21 protein-coding genes are annotated in these 23,430 nt (G+C 54.5%); 14 read left to right on the top strand and 7 right to left on the bottom strand.

Features of this window, described 5'->3' with window-relative positions:
* The first annotated feature begins 304 nt into the window (after positions 1-304).
* The 10 genes from PRIO_RS28575 to PRIO_RS36280 all read left to right on the top strand — a co-directional run bounded on the left by PRIO_RS28575 (position 305) and on the right by PRIO_RS36280 (position 11,312).
* Positions 305-1,441, top strand: a complete 1,137-nt coding sequence (locus PRIO_RS28575; RefSeq protein WP_020429569.1) for a BMP family ABC transporter substrate-binding protein — start codon at positions 305-307, stop codon at positions 1,439-1,441.
* A gap of 102 nt (positions 1,442-1,543) precedes the next feature.
* Positions 1,544-3,106: an ABC transporter ATP-binding protein gene (locus PRIO_RS28570; RefSeq protein ID WP_020429568.1), complete on the top strand. Its 1,563-nt coding sequence runs from the start codon at positions 1,544-1,546 to the stop codon at positions 3,104-3,106.
* Complete coding sequence (locus tag PRIO_RS28565) at positions 3,099-4,145, top strand: ABC transporter permease (RefSeq protein ID WP_020429567.1); 1,047 nt, start codon at positions 3,099-3,101, stop codon at positions 4,143-4,145. The genes PRIO_RS28570 and PRIO_RS28565 overlap by 8 nt, the downstream gene beginning before the upstream one ends.
* Positions 4,142-5,077: an ABC transporter permease gene (locus PRIO_RS28560; RefSeq protein ID WP_020429566.1), complete on the top strand. Its 936-nt coding sequence runs from the start codon at positions 4,142-4,144 to the stop codon at positions 5,075-5,077. The genes PRIO_RS28565 and PRIO_RS28560 overlap by 4 nt, the downstream gene beginning before the upstream one ends.
* A gap of 265 nt (positions 5,078-5,342) precedes the next feature.
* Complete coding sequence (locus PRIO_RS28555; protein WP_020429565.1) at positions 5,343-6,299, top strand: nucleoside hydrolase; 957 nt, start codon at positions 5,343-5,345, stop codon at positions 6,297-6,299.
* A 3-nt stretch (positions 6,300-6,302) separates the two neighbouring features.
* On the top strand, positions 6,303-7,715 hold the full coding sequence (locus PRIO_RS28550; RefSeq protein ID WP_020429564.1) for an ADP-ribosylglycohydrolase family protein: 1,413 nt from the start codon (positions 6,303-6,305) through the stop codon (positions 7,713-7,715).
* A 1,036-nt stretch (positions 7,716-8,751) separates the two neighbouring features.
* Positions 8,752-9,513 (top strand): methionine ABC transporter ATP-binding protein, encoded by a 762-nt coding sequence (locus tag PRIO_RS28545; protein WP_081487226.1) that lies wholly within the window; start codon positions 8,752-8,754, stop codon positions 9,511-9,513.
* On the top strand, positions 9,506-10,168 hold the full coding sequence (locus tag PRIO_RS28540; protein WP_020429562.1) for a methionine ABC transporter permease: 663 nt from the start codon (positions 9,506-9,508) through the stop codon (positions 10,166-10,168). The genes PRIO_RS28545 and PRIO_RS28540 overlap by 8 nt, the downstream gene beginning before the upstream one ends.
* A gap of 70 nt (positions 10,169-10,238) precedes the next feature.
* A complete protein-coding gene (locus tag PRIO_RS28535) occupies positions 10,239-11,084 on the top strand; it encodes a MetQ/NlpA family ABC transporter substrate-binding protein (protein WP_020429561.1) in 846 nt (281 codons plus the stop codon).
* Positions 11,085-11,165: 81 nt separating this feature from the next.
* A complete protein-coding gene (locus PRIO_RS36280; RefSeq protein WP_167345676.1) occupies positions 11,166-11,312 on the top strand; it encodes a hypothetical protein in 147 nt (48 codons plus the stop codon).
* Between the two features lie 138 nt (positions 11,313-11,450).
* On the opposite strand, the gene PRIO_RS28530 is transcribed toward PRIO_RS36280, so the two are convergent.
* From PRIO_RS28530 to PRIO_RS28505, 6 genes are all read right to left on the bottom strand, one after another.
* Positions 11,451-12,440, bottom strand: a complete 990-nt coding sequence (locus PRIO_RS28530) for a metallophosphoesterase family protein (protein ID WP_020429560.1) — start codon at positions 12,438-12,440, stop codon at positions 11,451-11,453.
* A 151-nt stretch (positions 12,441-12,591) separates the two neighbouring features.
* The gene (locus tag PRIO_RS28525; RefSeq protein WP_020429559.1) at positions 12,592-12,933 is read right to left on the bottom strand and encodes a DMT family transporter; all 342 of its coding nucleotides are present in this window, start codon (positions 12,931-12,933) and stop codon (positions 12,592-12,594) included.
* Positions 12,930-13,928, bottom strand: coding sequence for an HAD family hydrolase (locus PRIO_RS28520; RefSeq protein ID WP_052741530.1), 999 nt, complete (start codon positions 13,926-13,928; stop codon positions 12,930-12,932). Before PRIO_RS28520 ends, PRIO_RS28525 begins: the two co-directional genes overlap by 4 nt.
* A 46-nt stretch (positions 13,929-13,974) precedes the next feature.
* Entirely contained in the window at positions 13,975-15,321 is a 1,347-nt protein-coding gene (locus tag PRIO_RS28515) for an ABC transporter substrate-binding protein (RefSeq protein ID WP_046505717.1), read from the bottom strand.
* A gap of 34 nt (positions 15,322-15,355) precedes the next feature.
* Positions 15,356-16,192 carry a carbohydrate ABC transporter permease gene (locus PRIO_RS28510; protein ID WP_081487263.1) on the bottom strand — a complete coding sequence of 279 codons (837 nt, stop codon included), beginning with the start codon at positions 16,190-16,192 and terminating at the stop codon, positions 15,356-15,358.
* 39 nt (positions 16,193-16,231) lie between these two features.
* Positions 16,232-17,113, bottom strand: a complete 882-nt coding sequence (locus PRIO_RS28505) for a carbohydrate ABC transporter permease (protein ID WP_046507532.1) — start codon at positions 17,111-17,113, stop codon at positions 16,232-16,234.
* A 219-nt stretch (positions 17,114-17,332) separates the two neighbouring features.
* Here PRIO_RS28505 and PRIO_RS28500 point away from each other — a divergent pair, with 219 nt between their 5' ends.
* The 4 genes from PRIO_RS28500 (at position 17,333) to PRIO_RS28485 (ending at position 21,099) form a co-directional block, all read left to right on the top strand.
* On the top strand, positions 17,333-17,893 hold the full coding sequence (locus tag PRIO_RS28500) for a GbsR/MarR family transcriptional regulator (RefSeq protein WP_020430957.1): 561 nt from the start codon (positions 17,333-17,335) through the stop codon (positions 17,891-17,893).
* A 1,083-nt stretch (positions 17,894-18,976) separates the two neighbouring features.
* A complete protein-coding gene (locus PRIO_RS28495; protein ID WP_020430961.1) occupies positions 18,977-19,429 on the top strand; it encodes an Lrp/AsnC family transcriptional regulator in 453 nt (150 codons plus the stop codon).
* A 59-nt stretch (positions 19,430-19,488) separates the two neighbouring features.
* Positions 19,489-20,436, top strand: a complete 948-nt coding sequence (locus PRIO_RS28490; RefSeq protein ID WP_020430963.1) for an EamA family transporter — start codon at positions 19,489-19,491, stop codon at positions 20,434-20,436.
* 123 nt (positions 20,437-20,559) lie between these two features.
* Entirely contained in the window at positions 20,560-21,099 is a 540-nt protein-coding gene (locus tag PRIO_RS28485; RefSeq protein WP_020430965.1) for an NADPH-dependent FMN reductase, read from the top strand.
* A 106-nt stretch (positions 21,100-21,205) separates the two neighbouring features.
* On the opposite strand, the gene PRIO_RS28480 is transcribed toward PRIO_RS28485, so the two are convergent.
* Positions 21,206-23,401 (bottom strand): alpha-galactosidase, encoded by a 2,196-nt coding sequence (locus PRIO_RS28480; protein WP_020430967.1) that lies wholly within the window; start codon positions 23,399-23,401, stop codon positions 21,206-21,208.
* Positions 23,402-23,430: the final 29 nt, after the last annotated feature.

Below are 23,430 nucleotides of genomic sequence, written 5' to 3'. Positions count from 1 at the left end.
TTTAGCCGAATCGTACAAAAAGTTGACCGAAAATATATAAATATTTATGTTTTCATTTGTTATGATCTTATCAATTAAACCGAAGATTCACAACTAGACTGGCCATCTTGTTCGGAATTTGCCCGGTTTAAGGTGGAAATGTAACACGTAATGTTTGTTTTTCATAGTGATTTGCTAATTTTCAGAATTTCAACCGTCTTTCATGAATGCTGTTTCCTGCTGCCCGGTTAACAAAACGTGCAATTGGGACATTATGCTATTTGTTCAGCGTTAATCCAATACAAACAGGGGTGTGAACTTAACAATGAAAAAGAATGTGCTCGCTTTATTGCTGCTGGCGGTAATGGTACTGGTTACGGCCTGCGGAAGCAATTCGTCCGGCAAAGGAAATGCTGCCAATACGGGAACGAATGCGGAGGGCGGAGAAGCTGCTGCAGGAGACAAGCTGAAGGTTGTGCTGCTGATTCCGGGAACACTGGGGGATAAGTCGTTTTTTGATGCAGCCAACAGCGGCCTGCAAAAGGTGAAGGACGAGCTTGGCGCGGAGACGAAAGTCGTGGAAATGGGCGCGGACAAGACGAAATGGGAGCCGACTTTTAACGATATCGCTGCTGAAGACTGGGATGTTGTGATCTCCGGCGGATCGGAAATTACCGAAATGTTCAATGCGACAGCGGAAGCAAATCCGGACAAAAAATTCATCAACTACGACACCGACATCGAAGAAGCACCGAAGAATATGTACAACATGTCCTATTCGACCAATGAGGTTTCATTCCTGGCAGGAGCGGTAGCGGCGCTTGCTACACAATCCGATATGCCAAATGCCAACAAGGAGAACGTGATCGGATTCGTGGGCGGGATGGATATTCCCGGAATCAACGCCTTCCTCGTCGGCTACATTCAGGGAGCGCAGTATGTAGATCCCGATGTGAAGGTGGCCGTATCGTATGCGGGCGACTTTGTGAACCCGGCGAAGGGCAAGGAATTGTCGCTGATCCAGTACAACTCGGGCGTGGATGTGATTTTCAACGTCGCTGGCGGCACGGGGCTTGGCATTTTTGATGCAGCGAAGGAGAAGACCAAATACGCGATCGGCGTCGATTCCGACCAGGCAATGCTGCTCAAGGACACGGATAGTGAAAAAGCCAATCTGATTGTCACCTCCGCTATTAAAAAGATCGATATGGCCATTCTCGGCGCAGTGAAAAAACTGCAGGACGGCACGCTGGAGATGGGCAAACGCGATGTGCTGGGCTTTGTGGAAGATGGCGTAGGCATCGCTGAGAACGACATTTACAAGAATGTATTCCCTGCAGACCTGCAGGCCAAAGTGGAAGAAGTGAAGCAAAAGCTGATCAACAAGGAAATTACGGTCGACAACGCAATGGGCATGGAAACCTCCGAGGTTGAAGCCATCCGTAATGCCGTTAAACCTTAAGTCACACCGGTAAGCCGGCTCCCGCAGTTGGAATCTCTTCGTTACGAAGAGTTCCAGCTGCCTATTTTTGCAGATTACCAAGTTGAAAGGCGTTGATGACCCATGGCAAATGCTCTGCTGGAAATGCGGGGAATCACCAAAGTGTATCCGAACGGCGTTGTTGCGAACAAGAACGTTGAATTTTCTTTGCGCGAAGGAGAAATCCATGCGATTGCAGGAGAGAACGGTGCGGGCAAATCCACTCTGATGAAGATTATGTTCGGGATGGAAGAGCCCAGTGACGGTGAGATCTACATCCGGGGAGACAAAGTAAAGCTCCAGTCCCCGCAGGATGCGATCGACCGCGGCATCGGCATGGTTCATCAGCATTTCATGCTGGTGCCTTCTTTTACCGTGGCGGAAAATATGGTGCTGGGCATGGAGCCGCGAAAAGGCGTAGGCTTCGATTATAGCGAAGCGGTGCGTCTGACGGAGGAGACGGCGCGCAAATACAACCTCGCGGTGAATCCCAAAGCGAAGGTGGAGGACCTGACCGTCGGCATGAAGCAGAAGGTGGAGATTCTGAAGGCGCTCGTGCGCGGCGCCCAAATCCTCATCCTCGACGAGCCGACGGCAGTGTTGACCCCGCAGGAAACGGAGGAGCTGTTCCATGAGCTGCAGCAGCTTAAGGGGCAGGGACATACGATCGTATTTATCTCGCACAAGCTGAAGGAAGTCAAAGCGATCTGCGACCGGATTACCATTATGCGCGGCGGCAGAAGCGAAGGCGTCTTTCAAACCAGCGAAGTAAGCGAGCAGGAAATCTCGCGGCTGATGGTCGGCCGGGATGTGGTGCTGAAATATGAGAAGGACAAGACTTCCCCCGGCCAGCCGGTGCTTGCGGTGGACCGGCTGGGCGTCACAGACAGCCAAGGAAAAGCGCTGTTGTCCGAGGTCAGCTTCTCGGTCCGCGAAGGGCAGATTGTCGGCATCGCCGGTGTCGAGGGGAACGGGCAGACACAGCTGATCGAGGCGCTGACCGGCGGCCTGCGCGGGGTATCCGCAAGCGGATCAGTACGTGTACAAGGGACAGATATCCGTGATGCGGATATCCTGGACATCCGCGGCCTGGGGGTGTCTTATATTCCCGAGGACCGGATGCGCCAAGGCTCTGCTGGAGAGGCCAGCATTGCCGACAACCTGATTTCTACGCGGTATCGTTCGAAGGATATGAACAAGGGGCCATTTCTCAAGGGCTCCAGGATTGCCGCTCTGGCAGCTTCGCTGGTAGAGGAGTTCAAGGTGCGCTGCTCCGGCCCGCAGCAGCCGATCGGCATGCTGTCCGGGGGCAACATGCAAAAGGTGGTTGTCGCCAGGGAATGCTCCACGAATCCGCAGCTGCTCATTGCCGAGCAGCCGACCCGGGGTGTGGACATCGGCGCTGCGCAATTCATTCACCAGAAGCTGCTGGAGCTGCGCTCGGATCATTGCGCCATTGTGCTGGTATCGGCAGATTTGAATGAAATTCTGGAGCTCAGCGACAGCCTCCTTGTCATGTATGAGGGTCAGATTGTCGCCTATTTTGATAAACCTTCTGCGGTAAGCGAGGAGGAGTTGGGACTGTATATGCTGGGAATCCACCGGCAGGATAAAGAGCAGACCGGGAGGGCCGTAAACCATGTTTAAAGTCAAATACTTCGAGGCCATCCGGACGGCGGCGGTTATTGTCATAGCGCTGATTATTGCCTTTCTGATCATCTCGCTTGTCAGCGACCAGCCGGTGAAGACCATCGGAATCTTCCTGCTGGAGCCGTTATCCACCAAGGGGCATATCGGCAACGTCATTGAGATGGCGATACCGCTGATGTTCACAGGACTGGCCGTCTCACTGCTGTTCCGGGCCAATATGTTCAACCTGGGGGCGGAGGGGATCTTTTATTTCTCCGGTGTCGTTGCCTCTGTACTGGCGATTCACCTCAGTCTGGGCAGCTGGCTGCATCCGCTGGTAGCGATTGCTGCGGGCTCCATCGTAGGGGCGCTGCTGTCAGCGATCCCTGGTATTCTCAAGGCCAAGTGGAACGCCAATGAACTGGTAACTTCACTGATGTTCAATAATATTTTGTTCGGCGTGGGGCTGTACCTGCTGAACTATCACCTGCGGGATGCCAAAGCTTTTGCCAACGTTTCCTTTAAATTCGAGAAGACGGCGCAGTTGAGCAAAATTTTCCCGGGCACCCGGATTCATACCGGACTGATTATTGTGCTGGTGCTGATTGTACTGGCCCATCTGTTTCTCTACCGGACCAAGTGGGGGTACGAGCTGCGGATGACAGGGGCCAACCGCGAATTCGCCCGCTATTCGGGAATGAAGACGGCCAAGGTGATTATCCTGGTCCACCTGATCGCCGGATTTATTGCCGGCATGGGCGGCTCGGTCGAAGTGCTCGGGATGTACAGCCGGTTCCAGTGGACCTCCCTGCCAGGATATGGCCTGGATGGTGCGCTGGTAGCGATGCTGGCCAAAAACAACCCGCTGTCCGTCATCGCCTCTGCGCTGTTTCTGGCCTATATCCGGATAGGCGCCGACCTGATGGCAAGACTGTCCGATGTGCCTTCTGAGATGATCTCCATTATTCAAGCCGTTATTATTCTGCTGATTTCCGCTGAGCAATTCCTCAAGTTCTGGAAGAACCGGATGCTGCTGAAGGAGGCCAAGGAAGCATGAACAGTCTGCTGAACGTCATTCTGACGACGGATTTTGCCTTTTCGGTGCTGCGGGTGACTACGCCGATTCTGTTCGCTGCGCTGGGTGCGCTGATCTCAAACCGCGCGGGCATCATCAACATCGGGATGGAAGGCATTATGCTCGTCTCCGCTTTGACCGGTGTCATTGTAAGTGCCTATACGCATAGCGCCTGGGTCGGACTGCTGGGAGCGGTATTAGCGGGAACGCTCATTGCCGGAATTTTGGCTTTTTTCACCTTAAAATTCAAAACCCATATTATTCTCGGCGGTGTGGCGATCAATATGTTCGCATCAGGCGGTACAGTATTCATTCTGTATCTGCTTAGCGGGGACAAAGGCTCATCCACTTCCTTAGCGAGCAAGGTGCTGCCGAGTGTGGAGATTCCGCTGCTGAAGGATATTCCGGTGCTGGGCCCGATCCTCTCAGGCCATCATATTTTGACCTATCTCTCGATTCTGGCTGTGCTTGTGGTTTATTATCTGCTGAACCGCACGCCGCTTGGGCTGCGTATCCGCTCGGTAGGCGAAAATCCGCATGCGGCCCAGTCGGTCGGAGTCAGTGTGATCAAAATCCAGTATACCGCACTCCTGCTCAGCGGGTTCTTCGCCAGCTTGGGCGGAGCCTACATGTCGATGGGTTATCTGTCACTGTTCACCCGTGATATGGTGGCCGGCCGGGGCTGGATTGCCATTGCGGCCGAATCGATGGGCCGGAGCACAACAGTGGGTACGGCGTTAACCTCACTTCTATTCGGTGCCGCCGACGCGCTCGCCAATGCCCTTCAGGTATTGAAGATTCCGGCGGAGCTGATCGCTACGCTTCCCTATGTGGCGACCGTCATCGGCCTGATCATTTACGCCGTATCCGAAACACGGAAGAAGAACAAGAAGCTGAAGACTACTACCAAATAGGTGGGGCTATCAAGGCCACCTAGATCTAACGAAATAGAATGAAAAACAATCAGATGTGAGTGACGGAGGGGAAGTTTGGAACTGGAGGAGCGATAGCGACCGCCTTTGTCTGCGGATTTCAACCGTAAACAACGGTATAGATCAAGAAATCTGCAGACAACAGCGGCTGGAAGTCCAAACATTCCCCGCAGTTACGATCAACCACAATTGGAGCAGCTTCAATTTCGTTTTATATTACAGATAAATTCACAAGGGAGCGACGACGATGCCAACACCTATCATTATTGACTGCGATCCGGGGCATGATGACGCGATTGCCATTCTGCTTGCGCTGGCTCATCCGGAGCAGCTGGAAATCCGGGGGATTACCACGGTTGGCGGCAACCAGATTCTTGATAAAATCACGGACAATGCGCTTAAAGTGCTCAGCTTTGTCAATGCCGACATCCCCGTAGCTAAAGGAGCGGCGGCACCTCTGCTCGGCAAGCTGGTAACCGGGGAACAGGCCCACGGCGAATCCGGCATGGACGGCCCTGCGCTTCCGGCCAGCAGGTTCAAGCCGGTGGAACAGGGCGCGGTAGAATTCATGCTGGAGATCATCCGGTCATCGGAAGAGAAAATTACACTGGTGCCGACGGCACCGCTTACGAATATTGCCCTTTTAATTACAGCTTATCCCGAAGTAAAGGAAAAGATCGAGAAGATTTCCCTGATGGGCGGCGGATTGGCTTACGGAAATGTGACTACAACGGCAGAGTTCAATATTTATGTGGACCCCGAAGCGGCGCGTATTGTCTTCGAATCCGGGATTCCCATTGTAATGAGCGGATTGGATGTGACGGATAAAGCGGCTATTTTTGAAGAAGAGATTCTGGAGCTGAAATCGCGGGGACCTGTGTCCGTGATGGTAGGCGAGCTGCTTGATTTCTATTCGATTTATGGCAAAAAAATGGGCTATGTCGGCAGCGCGCTGCATGATCCGTGTGCGGTGGCCTGGCTGCTGCGGCCGGAGCTGTTTGAATCGGAGCATCTGCACATTACGGTAGAAACGGAAGGCCGGCTGACCAGAGGAATGACGGTAGCCGACCGGAGAAAGAAGCCGGACCGTCCCGCCAATACACAGGTGCTGCTGGGCGTGGACCGCGAAGCCTTCATGAAGCTGCTGTTCGATGCGCTGGACAGACTCGACCGGGAGCATGGGCTTGCGGCGGGAGAGAAATAGCGCATGGCGGGCTGGGAACGGCTTCAGGAGACGGTGCGGCTGGAGCTGCTGCAGCGTGAGGAGGAAGGCTGCCGGACCGGCAGCCTGGCAGAGAAGCTTGTCGCTGCTGGAAGCGAGGAAGGCAAGCTGATGGAGGTTTACCGGGAACTGATGTCACTTCCTGTGGCAGAAGACTTCCCGTATCAGGAGCCGTCGGAGCTCGCAGCGATCCGGCGTTTGCGTCCGGAAGGGCCGCGCAGGCTGGCGGTGGAGTGGACTCCTGAGCAGTGGAGGGACCGCTTCTACGGAGCCTGGCTGGGCAGAAGTGTCGGCTGTGCGCTGGGCAAGCCGCTGGAGTATTGGGATTATCTGTATGGCAAGGACGGGCGTCCGGGCTGGGAAAATATTGAGCTGTGGTTCCGCGGGGCGGATGCCTGGCCGATTAAGGGCTACACTCCGGAGCACTCGCGGGCGGAGGCCGAATATGGTCTGGGCTTAAGCGGCTGGTCGTTCACAAGCACCAGAGAGAAGATCAGATATATGGAGAGTGACGACGATATCCGCTACACGCTGCTTGGCCTGATGCTGCTGGAGCAGAAGGGGCTGGACTGGGATTCGTGGGATATCGGCAAGCTGTGGCACGGGCATCTGACCTATAGCCAGGTATGCACCGCAGAAACGCAGGCCTACATGAATTTTGCCCGGGAAACCTCCCATCTGCACGGTGAGAAGCCGGAAGATTGGCCGCTGCGGCAGGAGCGGGTGCGGATGCACCTCAATCCGTACCGGGAGTGGATCGGCGCAGCCATCCGCGCGGATGGGCTGGCCTACGGAGCTGCCGGATGCCCCGAGCTGGCCGCCGAGCTGGGCTGGCGGGATGCCTCCTTTTCCCATGTAAAGAACGGAATCTACGGCGAAATGTTCTATGCCGCAATGATCTCCGCCGCGTTCGCGGGGCTGGATAATGAGCGCATTGTGGAAATCGGACTGAGCGAGATTCCGCAGACAAGCAGGCTGGCCAGTGACGTGCTGAAGGGAATTGCAATCGCGCAAAAAGCAGGCAGCGAACGGGAGCTTGTCAGCAGGCTGTGGGACCGGTTCAGCCACTATGATCCGGTGCATACCAATAACAATGCCGCCATTGTCGCCGCCTCACTGGTGTACGGAGGCGATGATTTTGAGAAGGCTGTGGTGGCTTCGGTATATGCGGGAATGGATACGGACTGCAACGGTGCTACCGTTGGCTCCATCATGGGAGCGAAGCTGGGGGCTGCACAGCTGCCGGACAGCTGGACGGCGCCGCTGAATGACACATTGTATGCCGATCTGCCCGGATATCACCCGATTGCAATATCAGAGGTCGCCGAGCGGAGCTACCAGGTGTTCCTGAAGATTCGCGCGGAGCTTGAGAACGGAAATCCGCATCAACGGAAATAGAAGCAGGTCATAAACAGAACGAAGCATCTTTAGTACAACAGGAAAGTCCGCAGCCTGATTCACGGCTGCGGACTTTCCTGTCAGGACGTTAGGATACTGGCGGAAGAGCTGCTTTTGAGCGGCTGTGCGAGCTGAAGTCGGGGATTCAAAGAGTACACCGCTGATCTGGGATCAGCGGTGTTTTGTGCATATTTAGAAATTATGATTCCCCTTTTTTGTGGATAAGATGTGTATAAAGTTGGGGATAAGTAGACTTGAATTGAGCAGATTCAAGTGGAGATCAGCCGGATTCGATCTCCTTTTTCCAACTGGCCTTTGCGAAAAAGCAGATAGGCAGTGCGTCCATGGCATAGGCGGCGGAATCTCCAGGGCAAGCGTCCATCTAGTTGGAAAAAGGGAACTTATTTCTCACTAAAATCAACAATTGTGAGAGTTAAGTGGAAAAAGGAAACTTAATTGGGCCAAATTCCTTCGTCGGGAGCGAAATGAGCCGAATTAGTTAACCTTTTTCCACTTCACCTGCGGAGAACAGGGTGCCCCAGCAAATTAGTGCCCCTTTTTCCACTTTGCCTGTGGAGAATAGGGCAGGGTGTTCGAAAAAATTAGGAACTGCCGAAGGATTCATACAGAGTTCTCCAGGCGACACTAAATCCAAAACGGCTGCCTTATCCAGTCAAGAACGGCGCAGCCTTTTCTGCTTGTGTGCTGCTGTAGTCCTGCTGTAGTTCTGCGAATTTACTGTTTTTGCTGACGGGCTGGAGTTCTTGGGATCTATTTTGCAGGATGGCTTAGGCAATGTATGCATTTGGACCGCTTTGTGAATCATTTTGAGAAAGAAAGCTGCTGCTCTTTTTCGGACAATGCTTCCACGATCTTGATATATCATTTTCAGAAAAATGATGACACAGCGAAAAAAATACCTTATTATTTAAAGAGATTTTTAATAAAACAGTTTTTAAATAATTGTAATACACTTAGTTGCGGAACTAAGTACTGTATTCTGGGGAGTTCATGCAGTCTGGGGGGAGGGTTTCATATTCTAGCACTGAGTGGGGTAAGCAAAAGCTTCGATCTGAAAGAAGGCCGGTATTGTGCTGTTGATAAGGTATCGCTGGAGGTTCGGGCCGGAGCTATTCACGGCATAATCGGGGCCAGCGGTGCCGGTAAATCCACTCTGCTGCGGCTGATCAATCTGCTGGAGCGTCCAGACGCAGGCACTGTGACGCTGGACGGCAGACTGCTGACGGAAATGCCGGAGAAGCTGCTGCGCAGGGAACGGCAGAAGATTGGCATGATCTTCCAGCAGTTCAATCTGGTGGGCAATGCCACCGTCAGCCGGAATGTGGCTATTCCGCTGGAGCTGGCCGGAGCGCCGCGCAGTGGACGGATGGAGCGGGTCCGGGAATGCCTGCACTTTGTCGGCCTGGAGAGCAAGGCCGACCAATATCCCGCCCAGCTCAGCGGAGGGCAGCGGCAGCGGGTGGCGATCGCCCGGGCACTGGCGAACAGCCCGAAGCTGCTGCTGTGCGACGAGCCGACCTCCGCGCTTGACCCTGGGACAACGGCCGATATCCTTGATGTGCTACAGCATATCAAGGACATGCTGGGGGTAACAGTGGTCATCGTTACGCATGAGCTGGATGTTGTGCGGAAAATCTGCACCGACGTATCTGTCATGGAAGGCGGACGGATCGTCGATTCCTTTTCCCGCAGAGACGGCGGTTTTCTGGCACCGGAAGGCCATGCGGGAAGCTACCGTGAACGGATTACGGGCAAAGCGGGGGAAGCACATGTTTGAGAATCTGCTGAAATACCAGGATCAGATGTGGCAGTCCATCGGGGAAACTTTTGTCATGGTCGGCATTTCGGCAGGAGCGGCAGTGCTGCTCGGGCTTCCGCTGGGGACTGTTTTATACTTTTGCCGCAAGGGCCAGCTCTATGAGAACAAGACGCTGTCGCTTGTACTGAACAGCATTGTCAATGTGGTCCGTTCTTTTCCGTTCCTGCTGCTGGTGGTTGCATTGATTCCCTTCACCCGTATCCTGGTGGGAACGGCCATCGGTACTATGGCGGCTGCTGTGCCGCTGTCCATTGTCGCTATCGCTTATTACTCGCGGCTGGTGGAGCAGTCTTTGCTGGAGGTGCCGAAGGGTACCATTGAAGCTGCATTGTCCATGGGAGCCTCGAAGGCCGGGCTGATCTTCAAGTTCCTGTATGTGGAGGCGCGTTCGGGCCTGGTGCTTGGCCTGACGGCTTCAACCATCAGCTTCATATCCTTTTCAACCGTGATGGGCGTGGTCGGCGGGGGAGGGGTTGGCGATTTCGCCATCCGCTACGGGTATCAGCGTTTTGAGACCGAGGTGATGGTCTACGCGATTCTCGTAATGATTGTTCTGGTGCAAATCATCCAGTTTGCCGGAAGCACCCTGGCAAGGCTGCTGGATAAACGCTGAGCGGCCGGGGAGTCTTAGGTTTGAACAACAGAACAACAACAATATATAAAAATGGGGGTTCACTGCACAAATGAAAAAAACGTTGAAATACACACTTATGCTGCTCGTATTGGTCATGATTGCCGCAGGCTGCGGAAACAACAAGAAAACTGAAAGCACACCGGAAGCCACTACACCGGCAGCAACCGCCACCGAACCAGTTAAAATCAAAGTAGCCTCGCTCATTCCGCCAATGACCGATATCCTTGATATCGTGAAGCCGCTGCTCAAGGAAGACGGTGTGGACATGGAAGTCGTCATTCTGTCTGATAATGTCCAGCCTAACGAGGCGCTGGCTAATAAGGAAGTGGACGCGAACTTTTTCCAGCACGTTCCTTACATGGAGCAGTTCAATGCCAGCAAGGGTTCCAAGCTGGTAGAGGTGCAGCCGGTATATGATGCGATCTACGGCGGTTATTCCAAACGGTATAAGTCAATTGCCGATCTGCCGGAGGGGGCAACCCTGGTCATGGCGAATGACCCATCCAATACCGGACGCTCGCTGCAAATGTTCGCAAAGGCCGGACTGATTAAGCTGAAGGAAGGCGTGGGCATTCAGGCGACCCAGGCCGACATTACCGAGAACGCCAAAAAGTTCAAGTTCCAGGAAGTTGACCTGCTGATGCTGGCCCGCATGCTGGATGACGCCGACCTGGTGGCAATGACTCCGGCCTATGCCAGCCCGCTCGGACTGACACCGAAGAAGGATGCGCTGATCACTGAAGGAAGCGACTCCGAATTCACCATCACCCTGGTTGCCCGCGAGGACAACAAGGATTCCGACGCCATCCAAAAACTGGCGAAGCGCATCAGCGGCCCGGAAGTGAAGAAGTTCCTTGAGGACAACTATGCGGACATTGCGTTGCCTGCGTTTTGAGGCAAATAGCCGCTGTAAGCTCTGCTGCGGGCTAATCCGGCCCGCAGGGAGATGGACAACGGCCCGATACGGCCTAAGGGAATGAGCAAATCAGAGGTAAAAGTACCTCTGATTCTGCTGATCCGCCCGGGAATGAACCAATCAGAGGTAAAAGTACCTCTGATTCTGCCGATCTGCCCGGGAATGAACAAATCAGAGGTAAAAGTACCTCTGATTCTGCTGATCTAGTAGCCCACGCGCAAAGCAGCCTTCTCCACTAACGGGAGAAGGCTGCTTTTTGTTATAGCTCTGTTTGCCTAAGCAGCTGGCTGTTCCGGCATCGGGAAATTGCTGATCTGATTTTGCGAATATATCTTTCCCTAGGCACTAGCCGCGTACATTTACAGGCGTAGCCACCTCATACTGCGCTGATTCAATCCAGCTTCCCGTAGTGAAATCCCGTCCCCGGACGAGCACCTTATCGCAGTAGACTTCCACGTAATACCCTTGGCTGCCGCTTTTGTGCTCATCCGCGTTAGTCCAAAGGTAAGCAACAGAAGCGGCATTGAACATAGTTGCCGTCTCGCCGTTGCCGGGGTACATCGTGTTGCTGACCTCAAGCTCCCAGTGGGTATGGCCGGTGAAGAGAAGAGTCTGCGGATACTTGGACAGGATGGCCCGCAGTTCCTTATCCTGTGTCACCCCGTACCACTCCTGTGACTCAAGCGAACCTGCTACTGTATCCTTCAGCGGCTGGTGCAGGAACAAAAATATAGGCTGTGATTGCGCTGCAGTGTCATCAAATGCCTGAACGCTCACAGGCAGCCTTCCAGGTTCGTGCTCAACGACCGTCTGCCCGGAAAGCTCAAGAGGGTCTGTTAGCTGCCGGCCAAGCTCCCGGGCTTCCGCCGCCCGCTCGCCAAGCTTCCGGTCCAGCCACCGGAGCTGATCTTCTGACAGATTGCAGAAGGTAGGCAATCCTTCCTCTGTTCCAAGGAAAATAAAATGATATCCGCAGATCCAGTGGTCATGATAGGGGCCGGTCATTCCCGTGCGGGAGGTGTACATCGCCAGGCGGGATTCCCAGTGGCCGAGACCCACGTCATGGTTCCCCAAGGTGTAACGGATCTCCGGGAGTGCTGCCTGATGCAGCTGCAGAATGCGGTGGACTTCCTCGTATTCTTCCGTAAAGCCATGATCCGTAATGTCCCCAATATGCATAATCCCGCTGCTGCCCTGGGCATGGAGGGCCAGATCCTGCAGCGCCCGCCCGAAATTCAGATTATACTCATGCGATGGATCGGCGGTGACATGGGTATCCGTAATGATTTGGAAGGTGAGCAGCGGCTGTTGTCCGCCAGATTCGTTTGTACTCATTCTCGAAAGAGCCTCCTTGGATTGCATGATCAACTGAATAAAGCAACTCTGTACATATACAGCCCGTTTCGTCGTGGATGGTCCAGTTCAGGAATCAGATCGGATCGGTTTGCAGGTGCTGGCAGGGGCATCGTTAATACTATTAACTCTGTTAATGTCCCTTGGCGCTAATGTTCAAACCCACAATTCCGGCCACAATCACAGTCACCCATAAGAGGGAGGACAGGGTCATCCGTTCGCCGAAATACAACGCCCCCACCAGGGAAATCAGGATGATTCCCGCGCCTGACCATACCGCATAAGCTACTCCGACCTTGATCGAGGTGAGCGCCACATTCAGCGAGGTGAAGCTGATCCCGTAGAACAGGAACATCAGCACGGAGGGCCAGAGCCGGGTGAAGCCATGGGATATTTTCATAGAGATGGTTCCGGACAGCTCGAACAGAATCGCCAGTACCAGAAAAACCCATGCCCATGCGCCTTCGGCCCTCATCTTGCTTTCCTTTCGATACTTAGCTCTTCATAGGACTGCACAATAGAATCAGCATCAGGCAAAAGACAGCGCGCCGCCGCTGCGTCCACCGCGCTGGTGATCCCGCCGTGCGCCGCTGCGTCCACCGCGCTGGTGATCCCGCCGTGCGCCGCTGCGTCCACCGCGCTGGTGATTCCGCCGTGCGCCGCTGCGTCCACCGCGCTGGTGATCCCGCCGTGCGCCGCTGCGTCCACCGCGCTGGTGATCCCGCCGTGCGCTGCTGCGTCCACCGCGCTAGTAATCCCCGCCACGGAGTCCGCCGCGCCGGCAATTCCAATGGCCACAGCCGCACCGGCGGCCTTGGCCATCCGCATATCGCCGTTCGTATCGCCAATCACGGCGGCCTCGGCAGGAAGTACCCCCAGCCGTTCACAGGCCAGCAGCGCCATATCGGGGAATGGCTTTCCCCGTTCGACCTGATCCGTGCCGATCACGGCGGAGAAATACCCGCGGATGCCAAGCCAGCGGAGGTGGTTCTCCGCCGCGGCCGTTTCATCGGCGGTTACTACGGCGAGGGCTGCACCACAGGCTGCGCATTGGTCCAGGAAACGGAGCAGGCCGGGGAGGGGGAGCACCGGCCTGCTCCGCTCCAGCAGCGCATCCGCTTCCTGACGGCAGAGCGTCACCAGTTCCATGGACTCGGCCCAGGACAAGCCGAGCAGGTAGCCCTGCCAGGACAGGATGGCGTACAGGTCGCTCATTGTGCCCATAGCCAAGGGACCATTGCGGTCATAGCCGGTAATTTTCCCCCCGGCATCGTGGACGGTCCCCAGCAGGACGGCCCGATGCTGAACCGGGAATTCAAGACCGTGCTTTGCCAGCTGCCGGGTGAACTGTTCCAGGAAACACTCGGCCCAGCTTCCCCAGAGGGAGATGAACTGGAGCAGCGTGCCGTCCTTGTCGAACAGGATTGCGGATATGGAATGCTTCCCTTGCGGTGTGATGAGTTCAGGCATGCTGCCACCCCTTGAATTTAATCATTTTACGTCATTATATTCCTGCTTATTTCATCTTATCCAGTGCTGCTTGGGCGGTTTGCTGTGCTTCCTTAAGCGCTTCTGCCGCCGGGGTATTCTCAATCTGCACCTTGTCGGCAGCGATTTTCAGCGCATCGCTGATTTTGCCCCCGGTAGGGTCCTGGAACGGGGCGGAGGCGTGGGATGCCTGCATCAATGGAACTTTGATCTGCGGATTGGTTTCGCTGAACGAGACGAATGCCGGATCTTTAAGGGCAGACTGGCGGACGGAAATGTATCCGGTGTTGATCGACCAGAAGGCGGTGTTCTCGGAATTCGTGAAGTAGGTCAGCCACTTCATAGCTGCCTGCTTCTCGGCATCTCCGGCCTTGGCCGGAATGCCGGCCATAAGCGCCTCTGCTACCGGTTTTCCTTCACCTACTCCTGCCCAGCCCGGCTGCTCCATGGCCGAGACGATGCTGAAATCCAGATCGCCCTGGTCCCCGCTGGAGCCGGTGTAGCCTGCCGCCTGGCCCTTCATTACATCATCAATGGTTTTGTACCAGTACTCCCAGCCTTGTCCGCCGGAGTGAATGCGCATAATCTTGTCCTCATGAATCCATTTGCGGAACAGGTCCCAGGTCTCTACCCACTCAGGAGAGTCAATGGTTACTTTCGTTCCATCCCCGCTAAGAATGCTGCCGCCCTTGCTCATCACAGCATCAATCATGTTGCCGGAGCCCCACATCGGCTCCCAGCCGAAGAAGGTTGTCTTGCCGCCGTCTTGGACGGCCATTTTCTTAGCGGCTGCGGCGAGGTCTTCCCAAGTCTTCAGCTGGCTGGCGTCAATCCCGCTTTTCTCAAAAGCATCCTTACGGTAATACATAACCTGTGTCGTTCCGTACATCGGAAGGAAATACTGCTTGCCGTCAACCTGGCCCTGCTTCAGGAAGGTCTGGACAAAATCCTCTTTATTAAAATCCGGCTGCGCTGCAATCAGCTCATCCATTGAAGCAAAATATCCCTTGCGCGCCCAGTCCATATTGGAGGAAAGCACGGCTGCAGGAACCTGTCCGGTAGCAATGGCCGCCTGAAGCTTCTGTTCCGTTTCGCTGTAATCCGCCTGCACAATACCTTTGACGATGACCTCCTGCTGCGAGGCGTTGAATTTCTGAATGAGCGATTCCATATTTTCGCCGAGCTTGCCGCCGAGTCCATACCAGAATTCAATTGTTACCGGTTTGCCTTGTGTCGGTGCGGCTTCCGCAGCGGGAGCTGCGGAGGCACCGCCCCCCGCCGTATCATTGTCTGAAGCGGAATTTCCGCCACAAGCTGTGATTACTGTGAGTCCGGCAATCATGGATACCAGTGACAACCTTTTTAATACGTTCATCATCATTCTCCTCTTTGTTCATTAATGTAAGATTTCAGCCTTTACTTGAACCTGCCGTCATATTGACACTTTGCATAATTGTTTTCTGCGCCAGCAGGAAGACAAGCAGCAGCGGGGCGATGGTGAAGGCGCTGGCGGCCATGATCAGCGGCCATTGTAATCCGTATGCACCCCCTTCCACGAAAAAGCTGCGCAGGCCAGCCGAGACTAACTGCAGGTCAGGGTTTTTGGTAATCAGCATCGGCCAGAAATAATTGTTGTACTGATCAATGAAGGTAATCAGCGCCAGCACGGCAAAGGAAGACCTCGTAACTGGCACCAGCACCGTCCACAGAATCCGCATATGCGAGGCGCCGTCCACTTCACCGGCCTCCACCAGCTCATGCGAGACCTGCAGGAACGCCTGCCGGATCAAAAAGATCGCGAAGATGCTTACACAGTTAGAGAGAATCAGGCCGGCATAGGAATTCAGCAGATGCAGCTCAGACAGCACAAGATAGCCGGGCAGGTAAACTGCGGTAGCCGGGACCATATAACCAAACAGAATGACTCCGGCAAAAAGCCCCTTCAGGCGGAATTTCATATGTGTCAGCGCATAAGCCATCATGCCGGAGTTGATGATCTGCAGAATGACAATGGAAGCCGCGACGAATATGCTGTTGCCCATGTATCTTGCGAACGGAGCCTCATTCCAGGCAGCGGAAAAATTGCCCCAGAGCGGCACTTCAGGCCAGAGCGTAGGCGGGGAGCGCCAGATTTCATCATTGGTTTTCAGTGCGCTGGTGACCATCCAATAGAAGGGAAAAGCCATCAGCAGGGCAAGCGCGGCAAAAAACAGATGGCGGACCGGGCCGCCCAGCCGAGTGAGCATACGCAAGCGGTGAGACCTCCTTTTTAGAAAATGAAAAGATTATTGATAATGCGTGGTCCGCCTGCTGACGCCGAAGGAGAATACGGACAGCAGCATGCAGATGGTGACAAGAACGACAGCTACACTGGAAGCCTCTCCAATCTGAAAGGATTCGAAGGCGGACTGATAATACAGATACAGCAGCGTGCGGGTGGAGCCGGAGGGGCCCCCTTGGGTCAGCACATTGATCTGATCGTAGGCCTGAAGCGCCTGGATAAGCTGGACCACGAACAGAAACAGGGTGGTTGGCGAGATCAGCGGCAGGGTGATGCGGAAGAACTTCTGTCCAGCGCTTGCGCCATCGAGGTCCCCCGCTTCAAGCAGATCTGAAGGCACATTCCGCAGCGCCACCAGATAAAAGATCATCGCCCAGCCCACGGATTTCCAGATGGTCACCAGAAGGACTCCCACAAGCGCCCATTTGGGGTCCTGCAGCCAGCCGATTTTTTCGAGTCCGAAGACATCCAGCACTGTATTGGCAAGGCCGACCTCAGGTTCATAGATCCACGACCAGACAATGGATACTGCAACGGTTGGCGTGACCCATGGCGAGAACAGCAGCACCTGATAGAGTGCGGAGCCTTTCAGCTTGCGGTTCATCAGCAGGGCGAGTCCGAGGCCGAGCAGAATGATCGGCAGCACACTGCCTGCACAGAAGAGCACAGTTACTCTCAGCGCTTTGTAAAAGGCCGGATTGCTGAAGAGATCAGCATAATTTTGTAATCCGACAAAAGTTTTTTCCGGGCTCATAAAATCCCATTCCGTGAAGCTGAGATACAGCACATACAACAGCGGCGCCAGCCAGAACAGGACGAACGGTACCATCGCCGGCAGCGTGAACAGTATGGGCTTCAAGCCGCTAATAACCTTTGAGCGTGTCATTTTTGTTCCGATACCCCATTCCATCAGCTTTGTTTTGCGGTATAATGCAGAGGAAGCTATCTGTTCAAAAAAAATTGTACACTCATGGCGCAGCCCTGTGGTCAAGCGAAGGTAAACATCATTCGGAGATTGTGTAAAATTTGCAGGAAAGCTGCTACGAAGCTTCAGTATTGTGTAATGTAGAGGGAACGATTCTAAAAAAGAGTGAAGGTGCAGCGAATGAAGCAGACCGCATTTGGCGGGGACAACCAGCATTTATCACCCAGGGAGCAGCTGCTGCGTCCCATGATTGATGCGATAGCGCAGACGATGGATCTGTATGGTGCCAATTATTCCTTTGGGCAGCTTTACGGGATCATGTTTTTTGAGGACAAGCCGATGACGCTGGAGGAAATGAAGCAGGTCATGAATATGAGCAAAAGCAATATGAGCTACGGTGTCCGCTCCCTGATCGCTTCCCGGATGGTGACCAGGCTGGAGGAGAAACGCGAGCGGAAAGAGCTGTATGTTGCGGAGACGGATTTTTTTCAGGCATTCAAAAACTTCTTCAGCCTGAAGCTCCAGCGGGAAATCGATGTCATGCAGGAGGCGATGAGCACGGTGATGCCTGAGCTTCAGGCGCTGATCCAGGCGGCCGACACTCCCGAAGAGGAGCGGCAGGCATGCCTGCGGGATCTGGACAAGCTCCAGCATGCGGTAGAATATTATGCCTGGCTGCAGCGGTTTGTGTCAGGCTTGGAGGAAGGGGAGTTCTTCGGCAGACTTCCCGGCAGGGAGTAGAGGCTGAGCAGCAACTATGCAGCAAGCGGGGGGCAATTTAGCCATATAATTCGGGCTTAGTGAGCCCCCCGGCCTGTGGGGGTTGAACAACGGCAAAACTGCCGTTGTTCCGAACAAAGCGGCTACGCCACCCTTCCTTCGACAACGTAGCCGTTTTGTATTTTAGTTTAGCGTTGCCTGAAGGGCCCTCCGTGAATCCTGCAGCAATTCCAGGTGGAAAAAGGTTAACTAATTTGCTTGACGCTGCCTGCGCCCCGCAGAGTAAGTGGAAAAAAGTAAACTAATCCAGCCCTTTTCGCCCCTGACGGAGGAATATGGCCTGATTAAGTTTCCTTTTTCCACTTAATTCCCACGAATGTTGATATATTGGTCAAATAGGTTCCCTTTTTCCAACTTACGCTATCTCATCTGCTTCTTCACGAGCATTTTCTAAAAAGAACAAATTTAGCTAACTTAAGGCACATAATACTGTACAACGTACATGATTCTCGCCCATTCGGCTTGCGTGAGACACACAATGCTGTACAACGTACAAGATTCTCGCCCATTCGGCTTGCGTAAGACACACAATACTGTACAACGTACAACATTCTCACCAGATCACCATGCTTATTACACTCATGATTGACCACGCAGAGTTCGCCCAAGACTCGCTGTGAGCACTTCACGTGAATCCCCTCACGATCCATCCGCAGATGATACGTACAGGGGGTCCGTTATTGGTGCGGATCAGGCGATTCCCCTCAATTTACAAGTTAACCAGACTAGAATCCGTTAAAGGTGCAAATGCTCACCGTTCCAGCGCTGATTGGAGATTTGAGCAAACTTGTACTTTCCAGATCTCCTCTCAAGCAGTTCCTTAAGCAGGAGTCACTTGCTGCCGGCTGCAAGGAGGGGGATTTTTTTGCGCATGACAACAGCCTTACGAATCGTCATTTTCTGGCCCTGTTATAGCTTTGTGAGTAACGATAACAAAAATAAATACTTGAAATGATAACGATTAGATTGATTATAGGTATTCACTCCAACGATTAGTTATAAATGAAGGGGATTGTGCTATAATTTTGCCCGGGAGGCGTTCCTATGGATGAACTGGATATCAAAATTCTGAAGCTGCTTGAAGAGAATGGAAGACTGCCCCACGAAGAGATTGGCAGGCTGCTGCATATCTCCCGGCCCACGGTGCATCAACGGGTCAGCAAACTGGAGAAAAACGGTGTGATTAAAGGATACAGGGGCATTGTGGACTGGGGGAAGCTGGATCAGAAAATTAAGGTCATGATCTCCGTGAAGGTTGTCAGCCAAAGCTTCCGGCAAGCGGCAGATCAAATCATCGGCATTCAAATCCCTGGTGTGAGCGTTCTGGAATGCCAGCGGATGGCAGGGGAGTGGTGCATGCTGCTGAAAGTGAGAGTGGCTTCACCGGAGCAGCTTACCCTTTTGCTGGATGAAATTCTCCGGATTCCCGACATCAAGGAAACCTCGACGACCTTTATTTTATCTACTATATATGAAGATGGAATGAAGGGAATATAGGAGGCCAAACAATTTATGCAGTGCAGGTACATACTTATTTACGGAGAGGGTGGTAGTGCATGAAGCAGAAGGCCGGGGCGAATCCGGTATACGTGATTGGCATAGCGCTGGTGTCCGTTTATTTATTTTGGGGAGGCACTTATGTCGGCATGAAGGTTGCGATTGAGACGATGCCGCCTTTTCTGATGGCCGGAATCCGTTTTTTTGTGGCTGGTGCTGTACTCTATATCATTTCCAGATTAAGCGGGGCTAAGCGCCCGGCAGGACGCGAGTGGAGGTCTTCGGCTATCGTCGGTGCGCTGCTGCTGCTTGGCGGGAACGGACTGGTGGCCTGGTCGGAGCAAAGGGTCTCTTCATCGATTGCTTCCTTGATTGTCGCTGCTGTTCCCGTCTGGATGATGCTGTTCGGCTGGCTTAGCCGCAGCGGCAAACGTCCAACCACCGGCGTTATCACCGGCATTGTGCTTGGACTGCTGGGCATTGCCGTTCTGGTCTTCCAGCCGGGACATAAAGACAATGGGACCGCTACAGACCTGACCGGCATTATTACTCTGCTGGCAGCTTCCCTCAGTTGGGCGGCAGGGTCCATGTACTCGCGCAGCGCCCGGATGCCGGATTCTCCGCTGATGTCAACGGCTGCGCAAATGCTGACAGGTGGCGTGCTGCTGCTGATTTTCTCCTATTTTACCAGCGACTGGTCCAAACTGGACATTCCGGCGATTTCCCTCCGTTCGTATGCCGCTCTGGGTTATCTGATCGTCTTCGGCTCGATCATAGGCTATACCGCCTATATCTGGCTGCTCAAAAACGCTGATGCTGCCCTGGTTTCAACCTATGCGTTCGTGAATCCGGTAGTCGCTGTGTTCTTCGGCTGGCTGCTAGCAGGCGAACAGCTCACTGTCAATACGTTGACCGCCGCCGTGATCATTATCGCTTCTGTGGTGCTGGTTACTGTTTTCCGCAGCCGGGCGGTACCGTCAGCAAAGATGATGGAACAGGGCAGGTGAACATGAAAAGCAAAAGCCCGCTGCGCAGTTCCCTGGCAAAGCAAATGATCAGGATAAATTAGTCCTTCGAAGTATATAATGGAAGTAAGATTGAGAATACATTATTTTTGAGGAGGATCAATCATGTCTGCATTGAATATTGGTATTATCTTGGGAAGCACGCGCCAGGGCCGTTTAAGCCCGCAGGTAGGCGAATGGGTAAAAGGCATTGCCGACCAGCGCGGCGACGCCAATTATGAAATTGTGGATATTGCGGATTTCAAGCTTCCATTACTGGGCGAAGCGGATGCTTCGGAACAAGCCGGACGTTGGAATGACAAGCTGAATGCACTGGATGGCTTCGTTTTTATCGTAGCGGAGTACAATCACAGCATTACCGGCGCGCTGAAGAACGCTCTGGATTATGCCCGGGAAGCATGGAACAATAAAGCTGCAGGGATTGTAAGCTATGGCTCCGTCGGAGGCGCCCGCGCGGCTGAACATCTGCGCGGCATTCTGGGCGAGCTGTCTATCGCGGATGTCCGTATCCATCCGGCGTTATCCCTTTTCACTGACTTTGAGAACGGACAGACCTTCAAGCCGGCGGAGCTTCACCTTACGAACGTAAACGGCATGCTGGATCAGGTCGTTGCCTGGAGCGGCGCGCTGAAGACACTCCGCTGAGGAACCTGTGTGATATACCAAACATCCCTTACCTCCAGGCGGTCCTGGGGTGAGGGATGTTTGGTTTTTTATACGTATTTTCCGTCTACATAATCTGAACGTAAGCCTACGCTTTATCCACCGCCACAAAATGCAGCAGCTTGCTCTGGAAATCACCGTGCAGCTCCGGCAGGAGCAGTCCGGCATACATCAGCCGGTCGCCGCCGTATACCGCGCCGGTTTCTTTAAGGACGTAGTCCTTCTCCGGGTCCAGCCCCTGAAGGCGGAGGCGCGGGCGGCTCATATTCGGTCCGGCCAGCACACGGAAGTAGCCGGCCAGTGCCTCGGAACGGTCCGCATCGACGAACATCCAGGCCGTTTCATTGCCTTCAAACGGCGAGAGCAGGCGGTACATATCGCCCTGCTGGACGAGGGAACGGATGTCCTTGTAAAAGGCCACCTGGGCAGCCGCTTCCGCCTGTTCCTCCGGTGTGAAGAGGGTCAGATCCAGCTCGTAGCCGAAGTTGCCGGACATGGCCACGTCGCCGCGCATGGAGAGCGAGGTGCTGCGGTGCACCTGGTGGTTCGGCACTGCCGAGATATGGGAGCCCATGCTGCTTGCCGGATAGACGATGCTGGTGCCGTACTGGATTTTGAGGCGTTCCACGGCATCGGTATCATCGCTGGTCCAGGTCTGCGGCATGTAATGAAGAATGCCGGGATCGAATCTGCCGCCGCCGCCGGAGCAGCTTTCGAACAGCACATGCGGGAATTTGGAGGTGATTTCCTCCATGACCCGGTACAGCCCCAGCATGTAGCGGTGGGCTGTTTCTCCCTGGCGTTCCGGCGGCAGGGCAGCAGAGCCGATCTCGGTCATATGCCGGTTCATATCCCATTTGACATAGGTGATCGGTGCCGATGCCAGTACGCTGCTAACGGATTCGATGATATAGTCGCATACCTCCGGGCGCGACAGGTCCAGAATCAGCTGGTTGCGGGCCTGGCTGCGTCTGCGGTCCGGCACATGCAGGCACCAGTCGGGATGGGCGCGGTACAGCTCGCTGTCCGGCGACACCATCTCCGGTTCGAACCAGAGGCCGAACTGCATGCCGAGCCGTCTGACCCGTTCCACCAGATCAGGCAGGCCCTGCGGCAGCTTGCGGGTATCCACGAACCAGTCGCCCAGCGAAGTGGTGTCGTCATCGCGGCGGCCGAACCAGCCGTCGTCAAGCACGAACAGCTCGATGCCCAGCGCCTTGCCGGCACGGGCGATATCTTCGATTTTGTCGGCATCGAAGTTGAAGTAGGTAGCTTCCCAGTTGTTGATCAGCACCGGGCGGGGCTCGTCACGGTATAATCCTCTTGCCAGCCGGGTCCGGTACAGCCGGTGGTAGATCCGGGACATGCCGCCGATGCCCTGGTCCGAGTAGACCAGCACCGCTTCGGGGGTCTGGAAGCTCTCGCCGGGCGCAAGCAGCCAGCGGAAGCCGAACGGATTGATGCCCATCGTTACGCGTGTAGTTCCGTATTGGTCCACATCGGCGTTCGCACTGAAGCTGCCGCTGTAGACCAGGCTGAAGCCGTAAGCCTCTCCGCTGTCTTCCACAGTCTGTGGGGCCAGGAGGGCCAGGAACGGATTCTGCTGATGGCTGCTGGCCCCGCGCTTGCTGTCAATGCCCTGCCGTCCATTGTGCAGGGGAGCACGGACGAGATGGCGTTCGCGGGCCCAGGACCCGGACAACTGAATCAGCTCGTAGTTGGCATGCGGAAAGTCCAGGGCAACCGACAAGGCACGGTTCAGCTTCAGCGGACCGCTGCCCGTATTGGTCAGCCGTGCCGAGCGGATAACAGCGTCGAAGCCGCTGATTACAGTGTAAGACAGCTCAGCGCGCAGGCCTGCTGTGGCATCCTCCAGCACCAGCTGCAGGGTTTCGGCCTCATCGCCGCTTTCGGCATATACGGCAGGGAGCCCTTCCAGTGCCGGTTTGCCCTTAAGAATGCTATGGGATACATAAGTAAGTTCGGTTACGGATGTGCCGTTCAGCAGCTCAGCCTCATAAGCAGGCTCCCGGAAGTCCCCTGAGCCATACCCCGGATATTCCTGGGGAAGTGTGTCCAGGGAGAACGCGGGTTCCTTGGGATCGACAGTACTGCTGAAGCCCATGGCGCCGGGAACGTACAGATCGGATATGGCGGAGCCGCGGATTTTCCGGCCCCAGTGCAGATGCACGGGATAGGAGCCGCGGGTAAGGCCGAATACATAGCTTGTATTTGTCGTTTGCAGATGAAAAATCTGTTGCTCGGCATCATAAATAATGGACAAGGAAACAACCTCCTAGAATATGCAGTGAA

It is taken from the genome of Paenibacillus riograndensis SBR5 (assembly GCF_000981585.1).
Lineage (GTDB): Bacteria > Bacillota > Bacilli > Paenibacillales > Paenibacillaceae > Paenibacillus_AQ > Paenibacillus_AQ riograndensis.
Note: the sequence above shows the minus strand (reverse complement) of the source record. Positions and strands in the feature narration are given on the sequence as shown.

Bases quoted from the DNA above. Each gene is read 5' to 3' on its own strand.
- PRIO_RS28575 (WP_020429569.1), top strand. From the start codon at position 305: ATGAAAAAGAATGTGCTCGCTTTATTGCTGCTGGCGGTAATGGTACTG.
- PRIO_RS28570 (WP_020429568.1), top strand. From the start codon at position 1,544: ATGGCAAATGCTCTGCTGGAAATGCGGGGAATCACCAAAGTGTATCCG.
- PRIO_RS28565 (WP_020429567.1), top strand. From the start codon at position 3,099: ATGTTTAAAGTCAAATACTTCGAGGCCATCCGGACGGCGGCGGTTATT.
- PRIO_RS28560 (WP_020429566.1), top strand. From the start codon at position 4,142: ATGAACAGTCTGCTGAACGTCATTCTGACGACGGATTTTGCCTTTTCG.
- PRIO_RS28555 (WP_020429565.1), top strand. From the start codon at position 5,343: ATGCCAACACCTATCATTATTGACTGCGATCCGGGGCATGATGACGCG.
- PRIO_RS28550 (WP_020429564.1), top strand. From the start codon at position 6,303: ATGGCGGGCTGGGAACGGCTTCAGGAGACGGTGCGGCTGGAGCTGCTG.
- PRIO_RS28540 (WP_020429562.1), top strand. From the start codon at position 9,506: ATGTTTGAGAATCTGCTGAAATACCAGGATCAGATGTGGCAGTCCATC.
- PRIO_RS28535 (WP_020429561.1), top strand. From the start codon at position 10,239: ATGAAAAAAACGTTGAAATACACACTTATGCTGCTCGTATTGGTCATG.
- PRIO_RS36280 (WP_167345676.1), top strand. From the start codon at position 11,166: ATGAGCAAATCAGAGGTAAAAGTACCTCTGATTCTGCTGATCCGCCCG.
- PRIO_RS28530 (WP_020429560.1), bottom strand. From the start codon at position 12,440: ATGAGTACAAACGAATCTGGCGGACAACAGCCGCTGCTCACCTTCCAA.
- PRIO_RS28525 (WP_020429559.1), bottom strand. From the start codon at position 12,933: ATGAGGGCCGAAGGCGCATGGGCATGGGTTTTTCTGGTACTGGCGATT.
- PRIO_RS28520 (WP_052741530.1), bottom strand. From the start codon at position 13,928: ATGCCTGAACTCATCACACCGCAAGGGAAGCATTCCATATCCGCAATC.
- PRIO_RS28515 (WP_046505717.1), bottom strand. From the start codon at position 15,321: ATGAACGTATTAAAAAGGTTGTCACTGGTATCCATGATTGCCGGACTC.
- PRIO_RS28510 (WP_081487263.1), bottom strand. From the start codon at position 16,192: ATGCTCACTCGGCTGGGCGGCCCGGTCCGCCATCTGTTTTTTGCCGCG.
- PRIO_RS28505 (WP_046507532.1), bottom strand. From the start codon at position 17,113: ATGACACGCTCAAAGGTTATTAGCGGCTTGAAGCCCATACTGTTCACG.
- PRIO_RS28500 (WP_020430957.1), top strand. From the start codon at position 17,333: ATGAAGCAGACCGCATTTGGCGGGGACAACCAGCATTTATCACCCAGG.
- PRIO_RS28495 (WP_020430961.1), top strand. From the start codon at position 18,977: ATGGATGAACTGGATATCAAAATTCTGAAGCTGCTTGAAGAGAATGGA.
- PRIO_RS28490 (WP_020430963.1), top strand. From the start codon at position 19,489: ATGAAGCAGAAGGCCGGGGCGAATCCGGTATACGTGATTGGCATAGCG.
- PRIO_RS28485 (WP_020430965.1), top strand. From the start codon at position 20,560: ATGTCTGCATTGAATATTGGTATTATCTTGGGAAGCACGCGCCAGGGC.